This window comes from Ignavibacteriota bacterium (assembly GCA_016716225.1).
Classification (GTDB): Bacteria; Bacteroidota; Ignavibacteria; order Ignavibacteriales; family Melioribacteraceae.
Genome location: JADJWT010000001.1, coordinates 4,070,012 through 4,089,291 on the forward strand (window position 1 = coordinate 4,070,012; position 19,280 = coordinate 4,089,291).

General features: G+C 32.0%; 9 protein-coding genes. All 9 read right to left on the reverse strand.

Going from position 1 to position 19,280, the window contains the following annotated elements; translation table 11 throughout:
• Positions 1–8: 8 nt before the first annotated feature.
• A complete protein-coding gene (locus IPM32_17470; protein MBK8947040.1) occupies positions 9–1,649 on the reverse strand; it encodes a sodium/sugar symporter in 1,641 nt (546 codons plus the stop codon).
• A 28-nt stretch (positions 1,650–1,677) separates the two neighbouring features.
• Positions 1,678–3,531: a glycoside hydrolase family 3 C-terminal domain-containing protein gene (locus tag IPM32_17475; GenBank protein ID MBK8947041.1), complete on the reverse strand. Its 1,854-nt coding sequence runs from the start codon at positions 3,529–3,531 to the stop codon at positions 1,678–1,680.
• A gap of 88 nt (positions 3,532–3,619) precedes the next feature.
• Positions 3,620–5,440 (reverse strand): family 16 glycosylhydrolase, encoded by a 1,821-nt coding sequence (locus IPM32_17480; GenBank protein ID MBK8947042.1) that lies wholly within the window; start codon positions 5,438–5,440, stop codon positions 3,620–3,622.
• A 17-nt stretch (positions 5,441–5,457) separates the two neighbouring features.
• Positions 5,458–6,489, reverse strand: coding sequence for a PorV/PorQ family protein (locus tag IPM32_17485; protein ID MBK8947043.1), 1,032 nt, complete (start codon positions 6,487–6,489; stop codon positions 5,458–5,460).
• Positions 6,490–6,504: 15 nt separating this feature from the next.
• A complete protein-coding gene (locus tag IPM32_17490) occupies positions 6,505–9,618 on the reverse strand; it encodes a hypothetical protein (protein ID MBK8947044.1) in 3,114 nt (1,037 codons plus the stop codon).
• Positions 9,619–9,633: 15 nt separating this feature from the next.
• The gene (locus IPM32_17495; GenBank protein MBK8947045.1) at positions 9,634–12,354 is read right to left on the reverse strand and encodes a TonB-dependent receptor; all 2,721 of its coding nucleotides are present in this window, start codon (positions 12,352–12,354) and stop codon (positions 9,634–9,636) included.
• A gap of 84 nt (positions 12,355–12,438) precedes the next feature.
• Positions 12,439–15,060 (reverse strand): T9SS type A sorting domain-containing protein, encoded by a 2,622-nt coding sequence (locus tag IPM32_17500; protein MBK8947046.1) that lies wholly within the window; start codon positions 15,058–15,060, stop codon positions 12,439–12,441.
• A 79-nt stretch (positions 15,061–15,139) separates the two neighbouring features.
• Positions 15,140–16,705, reverse strand: coding sequence for a sodium/solute symporter (locus IPM32_17505; GenBank protein ID MBK8947047.1), 1,566 nt, complete (start codon positions 16,703–16,705; stop codon positions 15,140–15,142).
• A 183-nt stretch (positions 16,706–16,888) separates the two neighbouring features.
• Complete coding sequence (locus IPM32_17510) at positions 16,889–19,222, reverse strand: T9SS type A sorting domain-containing protein (GenBank protein ID MBK8947048.1); 2,334 nt, start codon at positions 19,220–19,222, stop codon at positions 16,889–16,891.
• Between the last annotated feature and the right edge of the window lie 58 nt (positions 19,223–19,280).

The following is a 19,280-nucleotide window of genomic DNA, read 5'->3' on the forward strand; positions in this document are numbered from 1 at the left end:
TTTTTTAATTACCAAAAAATTGCATACAGAACTGCTAAAATTAAGCAAACAGTATATGATGCAAGATTAAATGTTTTATCTGTGTTAAATATTTTTGCAGTTAAATTAAAACCTTTGGGATCGTCATCATTTTGATTCGATGATAAACTAATCATTCCGGATATTACTATTGTAATAATAAACGTATATAACATTTGATCCATAAAAGGCAATTCAATTGCTGGAATTTTTAATATTAAAGCTACCGGAATTGATAATATAGCACCCCAAATTGCTCCTCTTGTTGTAACTTTTTTCCAGAACAATCCCATCATTGATACAGCTAAAATGCCTGGACTTACTAAACCGGTATATTCTTGAATATATTGAAAAACTTGTGGAAGACTTTTTAACAAAGGTGCAACTAATAATGCAATTACCAATGCTACTGCTGCTGTTATTCTGCCGGTTGTTACCAGATTTTTTTCACTTGCATTTTTCTTTATGTATGGTTTATAAATATCCATTGTAAAAATTGTTGCTGTTGAGTTAAGCATTGATGCTAATGAAGAAACAATAGCTGCAGTTAATGCTGCAATTACAACTCCTTTTAATCCACTTGGAACAAATGTACTTATCAACCAAGGATAAGCTTTATCATAATTTAAAGTTCCATCTCCTTTAGTAAATGCTTCTTTTGCGCCTTCAATTATAGCAGTTCCTTCCGGTTGTGAAAACATTACAAATGCAACAATGCCGGGAACTACAACAATTAAAGGAATAATGAGTTTTAAAAATGCTGCAAATGCAATACCCTTTTGTGCTTCTTTTAATGATTTTGCGGCAAGTGTTCTTTGAATGATATATTGATTAAATCCCCAATAATATAAATTTGCAATCCACATTCCGCCAATTAAAACTGCAATTCCCGGTAGATTATTAAATTCCGGATTATCTTTCGATAATATCATATGAAATTTATCGCCGGCTTTATCATAAATGTGAGAAAGACCATTTATAATTCCGCCATCTGGGGTTACATAATCTAAAGCAATAACTGTTGTAACAATCCCACCAAGAATTAATAAAATTACTTGAATTACATCTGTCCAAGCAACTGCAGAAAGTCCGCCATAAAGTGAATAAGCAGCTGCCAATAAACCCAATCCAATCATTGCTGGAAATAACAAAGAACCGTCACCTGTTCCCATTACAGTATCTAATGCTTTAGCCCCTAAGAACATTACTGTTGTTAAATTTACAAATACGAATAAAAATATCCAGAAAATTGCAAGAATTGTTTTTAGAGTTGTGTTAAATCTTTGCTCAATAAATTCCGGAATAGTGTAAATCTTTTTCTCAATGAAAATTGGTAAAAAGAATTTACCAACAATTAGCAATGTAATTGCAGCCATCCATTCATAAGATGCAATTGCTAAACCGCCGGCAAAACCGGATCCGGACATTCCAATAATTTGTTCGGCACTAATATTTGCTGCAATTAATGATGATCCAATAGCCCACCATGTTAAAGTATTTCCAGCTAAGAAATAATCATTAGAATTTTTTTCATGACCTTTTTTGTTTCTTGAGACAAAAAGTCCAAGAGCAACAATGCCAATTATGTAAATTCCAAAAATGATATAATCGAGACTGCTAAAGTTCAATATCTTTTCTCCTTAATTTAAATTTCAGTTATCACTTTTTATAAGACAATCCAAATCCAAAAGGAAATAATGGATCGTATTTTTCGTCACCTACATTAATTGGTAATTGTTCAACATTTTTTGGCCAAGTAAATGATAATTTTCCGCTAAAATCTACATCACCAAATAGCACATCGGCAATCCCTTGTCCTTCAGAACCGGGAAGCCAAGCTGCAACAAATGCATTTGCTTTTTCTAATTCATTGTTTATTATCATTGGTCTGCCAGAAAGTAAAACAATAATCATTGGTTTTTTCGAGGCTTTAACTTTTTCAATTGTTTTAATATCTTCATCATTTAGAGCTAAATCTTGATCATCTCCAAAGCCTTCTGCATAGGGATTTTCACCAACAACTACAATTACCAAATCAGAATTTTCTGCGCCGCTTCCATCTGATGATGACGACACAATTGTATTTTTATTCACTGTGCTTTTTACAGCATTCAGTATACTTGTTCCGCCTTTAATAATTTCACCATGATTACCTTGCCATGAGATTGTCCAACCTCCGCACTGCATTCCAACATTATCTGCTCCCCTTCCAGTTACTAAAATATTTTTTAAATCTTTAGAAATTGGTAAAATATTATTCTCATTTTTAAGTAACACAAGAGATTGCTGAACAGCTTTTCTTCCTACTTCTCTATTTTCTTTAGAACCAACTTGATCAGCAAAATTATTTTTAACTTTAACTTTGTTAAATAAATCAAAATTGAATTTAGCTTTTAAAATTCGATTAACTGCATCATCAATTCTGCTAAGTGGAACTTTACCTTCCTCAACCAATGCTTTTAAATTTGTGATAAAATCTAAATAAGTATTTGCTGGTTCTCCATTAACTCCTACTTTTCCTTGTAAAGCTGGACCATTAGGAATCATAATCATATCAAGACCGGCATTGATTGATTTTTCAATATCACTTTTGTAATCACCTTGTAATTGATCAATTGCAGCCCAATCGGAAACAATAAATCCTTCATATTTCAGTTCACCTTTTAACAAATCAGTTATCAAATATTTGTGTTCATGCATTTTTAAACCATTCCAACTGCTGTAAGAAATCATAATGGATGCTGTTTTTTCTTTAATTGCAGAAATGTAACCTGGTAAATGAATTTTTCTTAAAGCTTGTTCATCACATTCTGTATTACCTTGGTCCTTTCCTTTTGTAGTTCCGCCGTCTCCCATAAAGTGTTTTGTACAAGAAAGTACTGCATCCTGCGATGCTAAATTTCCATGCTCAAATCCTTTTACTGCAGCAGCACTAAGTTCTGAAACTAATTCTGGATCTTCACTGAAACTTTCATAAGTTCTTCCCCATCTTTCGTCCCTAACAACTGCAACACATGGTGCAAATGTCCAATGTATTTTTGTTGCTGCAATTTCTTTTGCAGTAACTTGAGCAACTTCTTCAACAATTTCTGGATTTCCTGTGCAACCCAAACCAATATTGTGAGGAAAAATAACGGCATTGTTTACATTATTATGCCCATGAACAGCATCAATCCCAAGAATAATTGGAATTCCTAATCTGGTTTTAAGTGAATAGCTAATTAATGTATCTGCCATATTAGCCCATCCTTGTGAGGAAATATCTGGTATTTCAGAATTCCCACCCCATAGAACTGAACCAATAGAATATTTTGTAATATCGTTATAATCAACAAATGCATTTTGATCAACTTGCGTCATTTGTCCAATTTTTTCATCAAGCGTCATTTTACTTAACAAGTCTTTTACTTTTTCATCAATACTTAATTCTTTTTCTTTTCTAACAACATTATTTGAACATGATAGAATGATTATAGAAATCATTAGTACAAAAATTAGTTTTAATTTCTTCATTAAATTTTCTCTGGGTTTAAAGTTCTAAAATTATAAAGGAATTTAATTTATTTTTTTGAGGAAAAATTTCTTTAAGCATGATTTGCACTTATTTAAGATATACCATTTTTTTTGAGAATTGTGAATTTTCCGTAATTAAATTAACAATATAAATTCCGGAATTTACATTATCACCATTATTGTTTATAGCACTCCATAAAAATTGATGTTCACCACTATTAAGATTTAAAAATTGTTTTGAAAATATTTCATTCCCAATTATATCATAAATCTTAACATAAACATTTTGTTTTCTTGAAAGTTGAAATTGTATATGAGTTTCACCATTAAATGGATTAGGATAATTTTGCTTCAATTCAAAAAAAGAAGAATTTTTATTTGAATTATTTTGATTGATACTTGTAGATAACTTCTCAATAACAATTCCGCTTAAAATTGGTCTATCCAATTCTGCACTAAAATTAAATTCAAGAATTCCATCAACTACTTCAATATTGTCATGAACTAAATCATAAGCAGCATTTTTGGGTACGTGACTTAAAATATCCAAATTATCTTCTAACAAAATTCCTTCTACATGAACATCAAATATTCTTTTTCCAATTGTATCAAAAGATTTTTCAGCAAACATTAGTTTAATTTTATAACTGCCATTTGGAACTCTAACTTTATAACTTACAAGACCATTCATATCGGTTCTATAAATTTGATCCAAATCTGTAAGCCCAATAGAAGCTGTAAATTGAGATTCATATCCTTCTGTAAATCCGTATTCTTTATCTAAAAACCATTCTTGATCCGCAATAAAATCAATTTGTTCATTAGCGCCAACATTAATTTTTAGGGGAAATTTCAATTCTTCGCTTACAGAAAATGATGTTAATTTACCCGCCATTGTGTTAGGTACTGCGGCAAGATCTTTGATATTAAGTGCTATAACATTATAAGTTTTAGATGTATCAAGATCGGAAACGGATAATCGTACAGTTTTTTGATCTTCAAGAAGTTCAGCTTTTTCAATTGCAACTCCAACAATTGTATAACTTGATTTATTTTCTGCAGATTGCTTATTTATCTGTTCGGAAAAAAATAAATCAATTGTATTTTTGATTGCTCTAATCTCCAAAATTGTAGGCGGAGTTTTATCAACATAACCAATATTTGTATCATCAGTAAGACAAAGGATTAATTTTCCATCGGTTATTACTGCATTTTCCACAATGAACTCACAGCCATTTCCATCCCAAGTATGGGTAGCTTTTGACCATCTTGTTTCATCAAAATTATCAAAATTATCTAACCACTGAAAAGTAAAATTATTATCTGATCCTGAATCACCGTTTCCTGGAGTGTATGAATAATATTTCACCCAATCATAGTGTGCAAAAACTGGAAGAACTTCTGGTTTAAATTCGCCAACCCAATCTTTATAAATAGGATTCCAAATATTCATCATAATTTTTTGAGGATAAATTAAAGTTGAAATATGACTTCCACTTTGGCGGTAAACTTCTTGATCATCAATAAACCAAGCAACATAATCCGGGGTCCATTCAAATCCATAAGTATGAAAATCTTCTGTTGGATCAAAATTTACAAAATTTGATCTAACATGATTTGTTTGTCCTGGTGTAATTGTATTAAACTGAATGTTATTGTTATATCTGCCTAAAATCTCAATATCAATTTCATTCCATTTTCCGGTTGTCCACGGAATTGAATCCGTTCCGGTAAAATAAGTAAAGAAGGATGCTAAAATTCCATCCTTCGCTTGTAATTTGTAATTAGCTTCAAACTTTCCATAAAGAAATGCTTCGATCGTTCTATATTCCGCACCTCTATAATCTTTTGCAAAATGAAGTGTTTGAGAAAGCAAAATTAAGAATAAAATCTTTACGGTCTGTTTCATTTACGCAACTTTTAGTTTTAGAATGTAATAATTAATGTAAATTTTTGAACGTTGCTTAATCTTCCAAAATTTTGATAAGCATAATCAAAACCTATTGAAACATTACCTAACATATATTGTTTAATTCCGGCACCTAAAGAAAAGGATTCCTCAGAATCTTCCAGAAACATTGATTTATATCCACCTCTTAAAGAAAACAAATCATTAAACACATATTCCATACCAAGATTTACACTCTCATAATTATCACTTACATGCAAAGCATCCATTGCAATTAGCAATTGGTGATTATCAATTTTAATTGGATCATAAGCAACACCGACTCTAAAATTTAACGGAAGATCCCATTCATCGGTTTGAAGATAAGCTGGAATACTACTATTATTACCAGAGTTTGATTCATCGGGATCATAAACAATTAATGCCGAATTTCCTTGAAGCTGCATTTTTGTTCCAAAGTTTGAAATAGACATTGCAAGCATCATTCCATCGAAAGGAGTAACATATTGAACGCCCATATCTATTGCAATTGCAGAAGCAGACATTTTCCAAATACTTTGTTGAACAAATTTTGGATTAAATCCAATAGCAAAATTATCAGTTAACTGAATAGCCCATGCTATGCTGAATGCAGCATCGGTAGCACTAAAAGTCTCTCCAGTACCGTTCGGATCATCAATTGTCGTTACTTTCATATCACCAATATCAGATGTTATGTAACTTAATCCGATTGAGCCTAGCGATCCTAAATTGTATGTTAACCCAATAAAATCATAGCTCACATCCGCAATCCATTGGGTATGGTCAACAATAAAACCGGCGCCTTCAACTTTTGTAATTCCTGCTGGGTTCCAATATAATGCGCTTGGATCATTTGCAACGGCAACAAATGCACTTCCCATTCCCATTGATCTCGAACCTTGCGATATAGATAGAAAAGGTGCAGCAGTTGTTCCACGTTTTGAAACATTACTAACAAATTCTTGAGATATTATTAAAGAATTAGAAAGTAAAAGTATTGCGAATATTATTAATTTTTTATTTTTCATTTTCAATCTCTTAGCTTATTTAATGACTGCAAATTTGCCAATTTTTTCACCAACACCCGGCGCATCCAAATGATAAATATATATGCCGTAAGCTATATCCATTCCATCATCTGTAACAAGATTCCATGTTAAAGATCCATCTGTAGGTGCTGAATCTTTATATAAAGTTTTAATCAATGCTCCGGTTATCGTATAAATTCTAACAGTGCATTGCGACGGCAAATTAATAAAATCAATTCTACGCTCACCTCTACCGGATTCTGCTACAGTTTGCTTTTCCCATTTATTTGTAACAACATATGGATTAGGAACAACACCAACATTATCAAGTTTATTTTTTGCACTATCTAAATCAACGCGTGCGGATTTGGTTGAAAACGATATATAGTCGCCCGTTGCAAATGGTTTATTTGTTGCAAGTTGGAAAATATCTCCAGCAACTGGCGGAGAAGCAAATGGAGCATTTGTTGGGCCTTCCCATTTAATTTTCCAAGCATATATCAATTTATTATTTATTTTTTCTAAGAGAATAATTACATCACCAAGATCAAATGCTTTGGATTTATTTATATCAAAAATTTCAACTTCAACTGTATCCCCACTTGTAATATTTTTTGCAACAAAGTTTATTGGAATTTTTGTATATGTAGTTGTAACCGAACCCATCGTAACAAATTCTAATTGATAATCTGCAGGAATTCTCAAGTCATTATTTTTTGCTTTTATAACACCTGTATCCGGCACGGCATGTAGGTTATAATTGCTAAATCCTCTTATCCAGCCGGTTCTTTCAGAACTTGCTGTTAAGGAGTCGTAATTCATAATACTTAAAGCAATTCCATCAAAAGGAGTTCCTAATAGACCGCTGCCAAAAGTTGAAGAATCAGCAGCTGCTTCATGCAAAGTATCTACAACTCCATTTAGTTCTCTAGTAACGAAATAATTAGTTGTTCTGTAATTTGTTTTACTTCCAGATTTAATATTTTCATTTGATGAAACAAAGTTAACTTTATAATTAGCACCGTCTTTAATTTCACCGCCATTAATTACCGTAACCGCAAGTGATCCTGTTCCTAAACCTTGTGGATCAGAAAGATTGGTTATTTGTGAAGCATTATATCCCGCTGCCGGTGAATTCGGAGTAACCATCGCACAATTTATATCAATTCTTGTTATGTTGCCAGCTTCGTCAGCTTCAATAATTTTAGTTGTTTCTGTTGGAATTAATCCTTTTGTTCCCCTATCAGGATCACCCTGGTCATAAGCAACAAGCGCATAATAATAAACTTGTCCATTAACAACATCTTTATCAATATATGAATGTTGAAGCCCCGTATCATCGCCTCTCCAGAAATGAGCGCCATTTACGCCAACCGGATCAGGTCCCTTAATTCCATTTACAACATCAAATTGTGCAATAGGTTTGTAATATTTTTCACTGCCTTTTGAATCTGTTATAATTTTTACATCTTGAAATTCTGGTTCCCTACTTCTTAAAATCATATAGCCTTCAAAATCCATTTTATTTAGAAATGGATCAAAAGATTTTTCAGAAATATCATTCCAGAATAGGGAAACTTGTCCATCACCTTCAACAGCTTTTAGTGTTGGCTTATTCGGTGGACGAGAAAAATTGTAGTCAGCATTATAAATTTGTTGTACAGTTTCTTTATTGAAAACTAAATCCGCAAGATCATCACCAAAGGCTAATGCAACCGAAAATCTTTCATTGTCATTTCTTCCAAGCGGGAAAGCACCAGAGCCAAATAGAATTTGAATATTTGCATTAGCAAGAATCGTATCAAATTGGCTAATTTGAAATCTTTGGTAAATTACATCGTCATTTTTAAGCCAGATATCTTTATTACCTTTTCCAGCAAGTCTTTGAATTGCTAAACTTGTTAAACCTATTTGATCTGATTCATCTTTATCGGTTGTGTCAAAATTTGGTTCTCCGGTTGTAGGTAATCCATCACCCTCTCCTTCATCCGGTGCTTCATATTCAATATCAAAAGGTCCTAAACCATCTTTACCAACGTCACTTCTTAATGGTTCTTTTATGTCAGCATCCCAAACACCGTTTCCATTTATATCTTCAAAAGGAAGCCAGTCATTATTATTATCAATTCCATCGTTCATATCTTCATTAACCATTCCATCTTCATCATCATCAAATCCATTACTAGCATTACCCGGGCTCTGTAAAAAAGCATAACCAATTACACCGGTCTTAAATCTTTCAGACATTGGACCACCCATTGGAGGATCATTAAAAGCATAAGCAATATCAAGTGTTTTATCATAAGATGCAAAATCTCCTGAGTTTGCGTCATAATAACCACCAACACCAGTATCGCAATAAAAACCGAAATAAGTTGAATCATAACCGGCATCAGCTAAGTTATAAATATCATAATGCCAGAATATAATATCTTCAGCGAGCACATTTACCCATTGCAATCCTCTAATTTCTACTCTGATTCCTAAACCTCCTCTATCAGGCATAGATGCAATTGGGAAATATGAATATGGAGGACGAGTATATTCACGATCTTTTGAATCATCTATTACATAAAATGTTTCTTCATCTGCATTTGCTTTTTTTCCAAAATAACCATACCAAAATCCATCCCAAGTATCATCAACTAGCGGTAAGGCACGAGACCAAGAAGGAGGCCAAGTTTTAGCATTAGTACTAATTGCTGGCGATTCGCTGGAAGGATTAACATAACCAGGAACAGGTCTTGTTACCCATTCTTCATTTGTAACGGGATCTTTATCAACTTCTTCTCTGTAAGCGCCTTCTGCAGGATGAATTACATTATTATTACCAGGTGCAACTGTTCGAGCAGTTACAATTGGTGTGCATCCATCTATATAACTATGCTTACTTCCTTTAGGCCACTCACCAGAGTTAGTAATAGCTGCACCATCTACCCAATAACCAAGTTCTCCAGTATTTTCAAAAACCGAACGAACCAAATTACCTTGAAGTACTCCTCTCTTTTTGTATAATTTATTTCCAAGCGGTTCGTTTCTATATTTATCATATTGTTGCTCAGCAGATTGACCATAAACTAAACTTGATAAAACAAATATGATTAGTAAATTAAATTTCCATTTAAACATTCCGAACTCCTTTTATTAAAAACCTACGCTAAATCCAATTCTTACTTGTCTTGGAGCAGAGTAATCATTTGGATTGAGTAAATATTCATCAATAGTATTTAATCCGTAAATTATTCCTGTATAGTCTTCAGCACCTAAATCAATGCCGGCTCTACCGGTTGTAGCATTTACACCATATTCATTTTTAATATCAAACAAATTATATACTAACAAATAGGTATTAAAGAATAAACCATAAATCTCTAAAGTTTTTGTTGCTTTTAGATCAAGATTCAATACTGTTGGTTTTCGCCCATTATTTTCGAAACGAAGTTTTTGTGTATATCTTGCATCTTCGGTATATGGCATTCCAGAACCATAATTAAAAATCATTCCAACTGTCCAATCTTTTGGATCACCAATAGTGAACGAAGCATTTAGTGTGTGATTTTGATCCCAATTTAACGGAACAACTTTTTTATTTGATTCTTTTGGTGGAAAAGTTTGTTGATTGTAAAAGTTCGTTAACGGATCCGAAGCATTTCCTTGAGCAACTTGATATGTATAATCGATTTTTGCACTAAACATATCTGCATATCTTTTATCAAGAGTCAAAACTAATCCTCTTACATTTCCATAATCTCTATTATAATAACGTCCGTAAAGATCGCCATCATAAGTTTTAATAACTTCTGTACCTAACAAATTGTTAATATCACTGTAATAAATTGAAGCATCGACCGAAATATTAGGGAAAATAACTTGTTGAACACCAAGTTCATATTTTACTGTTTTCTGAGCTTTTAATTCCGGATTTCCAATTATTGAACTAAGTGCACCTTCTACAATAACATATGCGCCATTTGTGTAAAGTACATCAAATGTAGGAATTTGGAAAAAATGTCCATATGAAAAATGAATGGCACCTTGATCAGAAATCGGGAAAGAAACTCCTAACCTTGGACTAATTTGAAATTCCGGTTGCGCTTCAATATCCCCTAATGATCCATATTTAGAAATTGTTGTTTCATGAAATAAAGGATTACTTTTTGGATTCTGAAGGTCAATTGGTAAAGTATGATTTGCATTAAAGTAATCTAATCTTATTCCTGCATTAATAATCATAATATCATATTCCATTTTGTCCTGTATATATGCAGAAAATTCAAAAGGTCTTCTTTGGAACTTTTCATTGTATTGTGTTCCTTCATTATTGTAACCAATTGTATAAACCGGCTGTTGTGTAATAGAATCAATTAAACTTTCTGTTTGATTTCTAATGTCTTTCCAATGATAGAATAATTTATACTGTGTAAATTCTGCCCCTAATTTAATTTTATGTTGTTTTGTTACTTGAGATTCCAACGCAAAAATTGCAGTATTTGTATAGGTAAATCTTTTATAACGATCTGTTTCATTTCCGCCATGCCTAAAAGTATAAGAAGATTGTGTTGATGATAAATTCGGGTCAACATAATTTGTATCTAATTCATTTTCATGTAAATATCCTTTATATCTATTAAAATTTGAAGCTAATTTCAAAGTAGCAAAAATATCTTGAGTAGGATAAAATGATATTTGAATATTATTGCTTGTGTTTGTTCTATAATGATTTTTCAATCCGTCCGGAGCTAAACGATAATCATGATTATAATATTTGTTCCAATGATCATCCCAGTAAAAGCTGTAAGAAAATTTCCAATTTTCTAATCCATATGATAATTTTCCATTAAATGATTTATTTTCTTCTGGAGACATCGGAACATATTTTCCATTACCGCTGTAAATATTAAAAAATCCTTCCGGATCATTTTGATCAAAAATAAAAGGTTTTTGATCTGTTATATTATAAACTCTTTTTCCGTAAATGTAACCATCACTTTCAAAATATCTACCGGTCATAAAAAATGTTAAACCGTCAAATAATTTAGTAGGACCGCTTAAACTAAATTGTAAATCTTTTGGTCCTGATAAATCAACTTTATTTAAATTGTAAAAAACATCTGTGTGATTTGTAAAATAACTACCTAGATATGCAGATGCAAAACCTTCATAAAAGGAAGATCCATCTTTGGTTACTATATTAACAACACCAGAAAGTGCTTTACCGTATTCAGCATTAAAAGTTCCGCTAATTACTTCCAACTCTCTAACTGAATTGTTTTCTACTTGAAGTGCATTTTGACCATTGTAAACATCATTTACAGGAATACCATCAACCAAATATGCAACTTCATTTGATCTTCCGCCTCTAAAATGACCGCCAACAACACCAGCTTGCAAATTAATAATTTGCCCAATATTTTCAACGGGCATCATTTTAATATCTTCTGAAGTGACAATTGCTGAAGTTGAAGTTAAATCTTTAGTAATCATGGGCGCTTCTGCCTGAATTACAATTTCATCAATTTTTATTGATTCGGGAACCAATGAAACATCGAGATTTGTTGTTAAATCAATTCTAACCCCAACATTTTCGATTCTAGTTTTATGGTATCCTACAGCACTCACAATTACAACGTATTTCCCCGGAGGAATATTGTTAATATAGTAATCACCTTCTATGTCTGCGGCGGCACCTAAAAAAGTACCTTCAAGCAAAATATTTGCTCCAATTACTGGTTCACCGGTATCTTTATCAAAAATTTTACCTGATAGTTTACCTGTTGTGCCGGCATATAAAATTCCGGTAGTAAGTAAAATAGTTATATAAAGTGATTTATAAATTATTCTTATACATCGAAAATCTATTCTCATAGTTTTTCCAAAATTTTTAAATATCGTTTTTGTATTATCAAAATTAAAATAGGGCAGATTTAAACTGCCCTATCTGTAAATAAATTACTTCAGTAACATCATTTTCTTTGTAGCTTTAAAAGAACCGGTTTCAATTGAGTAGAAATACAATCCGGATGATAAATTAGAACCATTAAAATCTACAATGTACGAACCAGTATTTTGTTGTTGATTAACCAATTCAGCAACTTGTCTTCCAAGAACATCAAATACTTGAACTTTAACCATTCCTGGTTTTTCAATTGTGTAAGTAATTTTTGTACTTGGGTTAAATGGATTTGGATAGTTTTGATCTAAGCTATATTGTTTAGATACCATTGGAATTTCTTCAATTCCAAGAACTTCATCTTCAATCCATGTATGTGCCCAAACAGAAACATTTTGCCAACCTTGATCACCATTTTTAGCTGAGTAGAAAATCATTCCTTCTCTTGTTGCACCGTCATTATCATTTATACCAAAATCAAATGGAATTTTCCAGCCTCTTTCCCAATCAATTGGCTCATCAACAATAGCAGTTTCAAGATTTCGTTTTGTTGCTAAATCAACTAATGGAATTCTTGCTTCTAAAATATAACCTGTAGGGAAAGCTCTTTCAACCCAAGCATAATTTTCTGTTCCAGCAACAAGTAATGAATCATAAGCAGAATCATTTTGATCATTTCTTGCTAAAAATTTACCGAATCTTAGATGATAATCTGGATTAGCACCATGTTGATATCCAACATGTGTTGTGGTATAATTATAAAATCCGATAAACAAATCCGGTGCATCATTTTCATATGATTGAAGTGCTGGATCATGATTAACAACATCATCTGTAACTTCCATAGCTACATATAAATAATCAGCATCAAGAGCTACATAGCAATCAGCTGAACAGTCAGCATCATCAGTTACAGTTAAAACTGGATGTGCAGTACCATCTGATAATTTAATACTGAAAGGTTTTATTCCAGACCATTCAGTTAAATCTCCATCAGCAACAAAAGTAGGTGCAGTTGTTGCAACAGTAGGAATTCCTTTTGCAGTATTTGTAATTGCTCCAGAAACACCTGGTTCGCTATAGTTTGGTTTAAGATCATAACATACAACTGCATAATAGTATGTTTTTTCTCTATCAATATTTCCAGAAACGATTGGATGTTCAACTACTTGAACATTTTCTGCAATTCCAGTCCCAATTTTTTCAACTCCTGCAGCTTCAACATCAGAAATTGGGGATTCACTAGCATAAACATTATATTTTTCACCAACTTCACCAGGAACATCTGTCCATGTAACTAAATTTGAATAATTTCCTTCAACAACTGCAACAACCGGAGCAGCTGGAGCTGTAAAATCAGCAATTTGGAAACCAGAAGTTTGAAGTACATCTAATAAAATTGAACCTTGGGCTAATAAAGCACCTGAATAACCATCTTCAGTTCCTCTGCCAAATGGTTCAATTCTGATTTTGAAAATTTTAGCTGGGTTAAGTAAACCATTACCAGCACCATTTTTCAAAGCAAATCCATCTTTAGGTGGAAAACGATCATTAACTCCCATTGGTTTGGGAACTAAAGGAAGATGATAATGTGTCCAGTCTGAAACAACACTTAAATCAATACCCGGATCAATTATCCATTCTTCAGTTGCACCGGTTTCATTATCATTTTCAAAAACGAAAACTCGCATAAAACCTCTTGCAGAATCAGTAGCCATTGCTACTAAATTTTTAATATAAAGTACTAAAGCAGTTCTTTCTTCCATACTATCATGAACTGTTACTTCTTTATCAATTGCAACAAATCCACCCCAAACTTCAGGAGCGCTTAAAGTGAAATCCATCTTCAAAGCACCAGTACCTTCTACAAAATCAGTATTTTCATCTGAAAGAGTAACATCACCTGGAATTGCATTCCAAGACATTTCATCAACACCCCAAGTTGTAGCGGAATTATCAAATGTTTCAAGTGAACCGTAACGTTGTCCTTCTAATTTAAGATTATCCATTTGGAATTCACCAACAGCAGAAGGTGGATTCTCTTGATTACCACCTGTTATGTAAACCATTGCAAATTCAAATCCTTTAACTTTATCAAATTGAAGAATATCATCAACGCCGCCACTTTGAACTGCAAAACCAGTTGTTTTATCTGAGGTTTGAACTAATGGCATAGTTACTTTTACCCATTCGCCAGATTGATCAAAGAAATCAATATTTGGCTGATAGAAGTAATATTCTCTCTGATTTTCTGTATCAAATTCAGCTAATTTGAATTCCATAAATACGCTGCCACCTTGTGTTGTATCGGCAGGAACAGTAACTTTAACCCACATTGTTAACTCAGTTCCTGTTGAAAGGTCTAAGTATGGAACTGAACCAATATCTGTTTCATGATAGTCTGTTCTAACAGTATAACCGCCCCAGCCATCATAAGCTTCAATGCGGTATTTCACTAACATTGATCCTGTACCTTCTTTTGCATCTGCACTATTAAATAGATCAGTATATGCAGTTGGACCATTTGTATAGAAGTTGGTATTTGTAATTGCGGTATCAGCCCAATTTGTTCCTATACTTGTATTGGGTTTAACTGCATTATCAAAAGATTGAACTACCCATTGGGCATTCAATGCAGTTGATAACATTAGGATAAATAATAACGAGAAAAGTTTCTTCATGTATTGCCTCCTTTATTTGATTAATTGTACTAATTAAAGATTAAACTTTAACCAGTTGTTTTTTGTGAATAAAAATTATTTATTTTTCTTTCAAAATTCTACCGTAGCTATGTGCTAAAATATTTGTTTTAACATCACCAATATTTACGGTAAGATTTTTTAATGCTTCTGAATCCTTTACAACTTTTGTACTCATTAAACTTATTGCAATCATTATAATTGAACATATAAAAAAAAGTATAAAAGTAAAATGTAGAAAGTTTATATTATTCAAAAAGTTAAGAATTTCAATACTTGAAACGGTTTTGGGATTTAAAACTGTTACCACAATTTTCAAAAATCCTATAATTCCTCCAATTAATAATGTCCAAATTGCGCCTGTGCTTGTTGCTTTTTTCCAGAATATTCCAATAAGTAAAACGCTAACAATCGGAGGTGCAATGAAAGATTGTATTGATTGTAAGAATAAATAAATTTGTATATTTATCAGTTTTGTGAAAGGTACAATTGCAATTGCTAAAATTACAAATATCATTGTTGCTAATCTACCGACTAAAACTAATTCTCTATCACTATAATTTTTTCTAAACATTTGATAAATATCAAGCGACACTAATGAAGCAGCACTATTGAAAGAACTTGCAAGCGAGGACATTAACGCGGCAAAAAATCCGGCAATAACTAATCCTTTAATTCCAACCGGAAGTAAATTTCCAGAAAGTAACATTGAATATGCCGAATCTCCTTTAATTTCCGGATACAAAACTGCGGCAATTAAACCGGGGAAAATTAAAAAGAATATTGGAAATATTTTAAAAATGGCTGCCAGCATTGTTCCCTTTTTTGCATCTTCAATTCCTTTTGCTGCAAGAACTCTTTGTACAATATATTGATCTGCGCACCAATACCAAATTCCAATTATTGGAGCTCCAAACAAAATTCCAATCCATGGTACGTTTGAATCAGAAGTTGATCTAAAAATGCTAAAGTAATCCGAAGGTAATTTTGAAACAAGTTGATTAAAACCTCCAACTTCAAACAATCCGAAAAGTGATAGTAAAACAGCTCCAAGAATTAACATAATCGATTGAAAAACTTGTGTTAATGCTACTGAAGTTAATCCACCAATTACTGTATATAAGCCAGTTATAAAAACAATAATTATTGTAGATGTAAACATATCCCAGCCTAAAACTTCTTTAAGTACAAAAGTTCCAGCTAATAACGTAACACCAATTTTTGTAAAAATGTAAGTAAGAATTGAAACAATTGTAAGATATAATCTGCTCTTATTATCAAATCTTTTTCCAAAAAACTGAGGTACCGTAAAAACATTAGATTTGATAAAGATTGGGGCAAAAATCCAGCCAAGCATAAAAAGAATAATAACCGCAAGCCATTCAAAATATCCAACTGATAATCCATGAATTGATCCAGCTCCAGCTAAACCAACAAAATGTTCACTTGAAATATTAGTTGCAAAAAGAGAAGTTCCTATTACTAACCAACTTAAATTTTTACCAGCTAAAAAATATTGGGTTATAGAATTCCCTTTTGATCTTCCCGCAAAAAGACCAATTCCCAAAACTATTAGGAAATAAGTTAGCAAAATTAAATTATCAAAAGTATTGAGATTACCGCTCAAGGGTCCTCGTTCCCTTTATTTGGTAGAATAAAATAGTAACTCACAAATTATGCCATTAAAACTCTCGCTGAATTAACGTGATTTTTGCAATCGGATTATATTATTATTATGAAATGCTTATTATTTCAATAACTACGGATTATTATTTTAATAACCCGCAGTTTTGACTAACTTTGAAGCGACTTATTTTAATAAGGATATTTTTATAGTTTTTTGAATTTCTTTTGAATTTTCTTGAATGGCATTCATTCTGATGAAATAAATTCCCGAAGATAAATTTCCGGCATTAATATTTAATTTATAATTTCCAATTTCAATCGTTGAATCAACTAAAACGCTAATTTCTTGACCAATTAAATTAAATAGTGAAATCTTAATTTTACTTTTTTCCGGAACCGAATATTCAACAACTGTATTTGGGTTAAACGGATTTGGATAATTTTGTTTTAATTCAAAAGTCTTTGGTAAATTAAAATTTATTTTATTTTCTTTAATATTTGTTAAAACTCCCTCTTTATCAAAATATGGATAATATAAAGTTTTTATTTTTTGGGCAACCGGTTTTTCGGTTTTTCTATCCATAGTGTATAATCCCATACTTTGGTAACCTCTTGGAATTCCAGCAGTGTACCAATCAAAAACGCACCACCAAGTACATGCCATTAATGAACCGTTTGAATTAACTGTTCCATCTTGATTTAACGCAGCATGAATCTTGAAAGCTTTAAAAGTTTCATCGGCAACTGTAACTTGATCTTGCAGAGTTGAATTATTTTCGGATGACCAATAACCGAATTCCGTATCTAAAATTGGTTTCTCCGGAAAACTAGTTTTCGCTTGATTGATGAAATTGAAAGTTCCGCCAAAATAAGTTGAGCCGTGAAAAATTCCAAAATACATTGTCCAGCCCGCAATATCAACAATACTTTGCGTAACATCAGTCGGTCCCGGATTATCTGCAGCCGGCGATTGAGAAATTAATCTCCCATCATCATAATTTTGCTCAAAATCGTCAATTACCATTTGGTTAAAAATCATTCTATTTGTTTCTTCATGACATTCATTTGACATACTCCACATAATTACGGATGGACGATTATACTCTTTATAAACCATTTCTCTAAACATTTGCAGATGCATTTTTCTATCATTGTTTTGAATTTGCCAAGGTTCATCAGTATCAACTTGCCAAAGTGGAATTTCTTCCATTGCAGTAATTCCAAGTCGATCTAAAATTAAATATGTATATGGATGATTTGGATAATGTGCAGTTCTGAGAAAATTTACATTTAAGGATTTTATCATTTGTAGATCGCTGAAAATAATTTCTTTTGGTAAACTTCTTCCATAAACCGGATGATCTTCGTGTCGTGCAGTTCCGGTTAAGAACATAATTCTGTCGTTCAACAAAAATTTATTTACGGATGTTTTTACAGTTCTAATTCCAAATTGTGTATAATATTCATCAACCAAATTTTCTTCTTCAAAAACTGAAATTTTCATAATGTAAAGATTTGGATTTTTAGGAGACCAAATTTGGGGATTTTCAATTTTAAGATTTGTTTCAATTATTGAAATGGAATCTTCTTTTATTGAATTTAAAAATTCAGTTTGTCCGGTTAGATTTATTTCATCACCAATTAATTCATAACTGACTTCTGAAGCAATATTGAAAGAATCTACTTCTGCTTCAAAAACTTTTAATTCAATTTTAAAGTTTGATTCAACATTTTTTTCATTCTGAATAACAACTTTTGTTATTAGATTTCCACCCAAATCAGTTGGGATTATATCACTTCTTACGATTGAAAGTGGATTTGAAAACTCAATATATACATCTTGCAAAATTCCACCGTAATTAAACCAATCAACTTGTTTATGCGGAATAACATCAATTCTTGCACCCCAAGAAATAACATCAACTCTAACTGCAATTGTATTTGTTTCTCCATAATTTAAATATCCAGATACATCAAATGCGAAAGGTGTATATCCGCCTTCGTGATATCCTACATATTTTCCGTTTATCCAAACATCAGCAACATAATTAACAGCAATAAAAACGAGTTTTGCAAATTTACCGGAATCAGAATTATCTACTTCAAAAGATCTTCTGTACCAAACTCCGTCTTTGAAAAATTCCGGCGCATTAGGATATTCATTCATTTTATTTTCAACTGATGGAATTTGTTTTTCTTCCCATGTTGAGTCATTGTACTCAGCTAAATATCTTCCTGCAGATTCATTTATTAAATTTTGATACCCTGCAGAATCTCTTTTCGCCAATGTGATATTATCATCTGCTGAGGTTCTTTCTTTTTTCCAAGTTCCCGATAAATCCAACATCTTTCTATTTTGTTTTTCAAATGTTGTAAGCGGAATTCCATTTTGGTATGGAACGCTAAATCCATTTACATTTTTAATTTCTAAAGTTCTTTCCAAAGTGGCCGTTTGTGAAAGTAGAATAGAAGGTATTACGAATATTATATTTATCAAAAAAGAAAAAATTTTTTTCATATCATTTCCTTATAAAAACTTGTACAAATTTTTCTGTTTTTTATTTCGAAATTTTCTT